The sequence below is a fragment of the Blautia sp. MSK.20.85 genome (assembly GCF_013317245.1).
Classification (GTDB): Bacteria; Bacillota; Clostridia; order Lachnospirales; family Lachnospiraceae; genus Blautia_A.
In genome coordinates, this window is the sequence record NZ_JAAIUN010000067.1 from 1 (window position 1) to 2,199 (window position 2,199).

Consider the following 2,199-nt stretch of genomic DNA (forward strand, 5'->3'; position numbering starts at 1 on the left):
TGAATAATCCGGGGTGAAATCCATCACCTGTCCGGCGTATGGAAATCAATGTTCCGTTTTTTAGGGAATCACGATTCCGGCAAAAATGGAATCACATTTTTCCTAAACCCTTATAATGATGTTATGCACTTTTAGTGTAAATTCATTATGAGGAGGTCACGATTATGACCAAATATCGAGAAATCATCCGGCTTACCGGATTGGGATTCTCACAACATAACATCATGGCAAGCTGTGGTGTTTCACAAAAAACTGTCGTCAAAGTTCAAAAACGTGCCAGAGAACTAAATATCTCTTGGCCTCTTGATGAATCAATGACCGACACAGAGCTTCAAAAGCTCATGTTCTCGAAAGAGAGCAAGGTATCTGCCAGTAAGAAGATGCCCGACTACGCTTACATCCGTAAGGAACTGCTCCGTAATGGAGTCACCAAAAAGCTCTTATGGACTGAGTACATAGAGGATTGCCGTGCCAACGGTGAAGAACCACTCATGTATTCACAATTCTGCTATCACATCCAACAGGATGAGCAGAAACATCGTGCTACCATGCATATCAACCGTAAACCCGGCGAACAGGTTGAGGTTGACTGGGCTGGTGATCCGGCAACAATTATTGATCCTGACACTGGTGAAATCTTAAAATCTTACATCTTTGTAGGTGTAATGACTTACAGTCAGTATGCATATGTGGAAGCATTTCTGGATATGAAGCAGAGATCATGGATCAATGCTCATGTCCATATGTATGAGTACTTTGGCGGTGTTGCCAGAATCCTCGTACCGGATAACTGCAAAACCGCAGTTATTCACAATGGGGGATGGAAAGACCAGCAGATCAATGAAACTTATCAGGAACTAGCTGAACATTATTGCACCGCTATTATTCCGGCTCGTGTCAGAGCTCCCAAGGATAAGCCGAATGCTGAAGGAACGGTAGGAAATATCTCTACCTGGATAACAGCAGCACTTCGGGATGAACAGTTCTTTTCCCTTGCAGAATTAAACCGTGCAATAAAAGATAAGCTAGAACTGTTCAACCAAAGGCTCTTTCAGAAGAAAGAGGGTAGTCGGCGAAGCTTATTTCTTGAGGAAGAAAAACCATTGCTGGCACCATTACCTGCTACCCGTTTTGAACTGAGCGACTGGAAAACAGCCACCGTCCAGTTCAATTATCACATATCTGTGGACGGAATGCTATACTCAGTTCCCTATGAATACATCAAAAAGAAAGTTGATGTCAAGATAACAGATACCACTATTGAAATTTTTTACAATCATAACCGCATTGCTTCCCACCGCCGTCTGAAGGGGCGTCCTGGGAAGTACAGCACTGTCACGGAACATATGCCGGAAGACCACCAGAAATATCTGGAATGGAACGGCGACAGGTTCCGCAAATGGGCTGAACGGATTGGCATAAATACGTACACTGTGGTCAATGCGATACTGACCTCCAAACGTGTGGAACAACAGACCTACCGAAGTTGTATGGGGCTTCTGAAGCTTGCAGAGAAATACTCAGATGCATTGTTTGAAGCAGCCTGTAAAAAGGCACTATCTTATACAGCTTCACCCAGTTATAAGAGTATTAAAAACATCCTTGTAACAGGTTCTGTAAAACCGGAATCAGAAACTACTGAATCCAAGACTACACATAAAGCACACGGCATCACAAGAGGTGCCGATTACTATCGAAGGTAAACATATATGACGAATCAGAGTACAATAGATAAATTAATTGAAATGCGCCTTACTACTATGGCAGATGCGTTCCGCAACCAGCTGGATGATACGAAATTTAAAGACGTACCATTCGAGGACCGTTTTGGTATGCTGGTGGACATCGAATACAGTAATCGTAAGAATAATCGTCAGAAACGATTGATCCGTAATGCTGGATTCGACCAACCGGAAGCAAGTATCATGGATATCAATTACACTTCCGGACGCAAGCTTAACAAGGGTCTTATTAACCGACTTGCAACTTGCGAATATATATCTGAACACCGGAATCTTTTTATCACCGGCGCTACAGGCTGTGGTAAAACTTACATGGCCTGCGCCTTTGGTATGGAGGCTTGTAAGCAGTATTTCAATACCAAGTATGTCCGTCTTCCTGATCTGCTTATTGATCTGGAGACAGCACGGACAGATGGTAACTACAAAAAAGTCATGGCGAAGTATGCAAATCCAGTTG

The 2,199-nt window shown here is 43.2% G+C and carries 2 protein-coding genes; both read left to right on the plus strand.

Annotated features, from left to right (window positions below):
• The first annotated feature begins 164 nt into the window (after nucleotides 1-164).
• On the plus strand, nucleotides 165-1,703 hold the full coding sequence (gene istA, locus G5B12_RS16830; RefSeq protein ID WP_174088918.1) for an IS21 family transposase: 1,539 nt from the start codon (nucleotides 165-167) through the stop codon (nucleotides 1,701-1,703).
• A 6-nt stretch (nucleotides 1,704-1,709) separates the two neighbouring features.
• A partial coding sequence (locus G5B12_RS16835; protein WP_174088920.1) for an ATP-binding protein occupies nucleotides 1,710-2,199 on the plus strand: 490 nt, incomplete at its 3' end.

What these genes read in the sequence shown, in the direction of transcription:
- istA (WP_174088918.1), top strand. Translation starts at nt 165, where the DNA reads ATGACCAAATATCGAGAAATCATCCGGCTTACCGGATTGGGATTCTCA.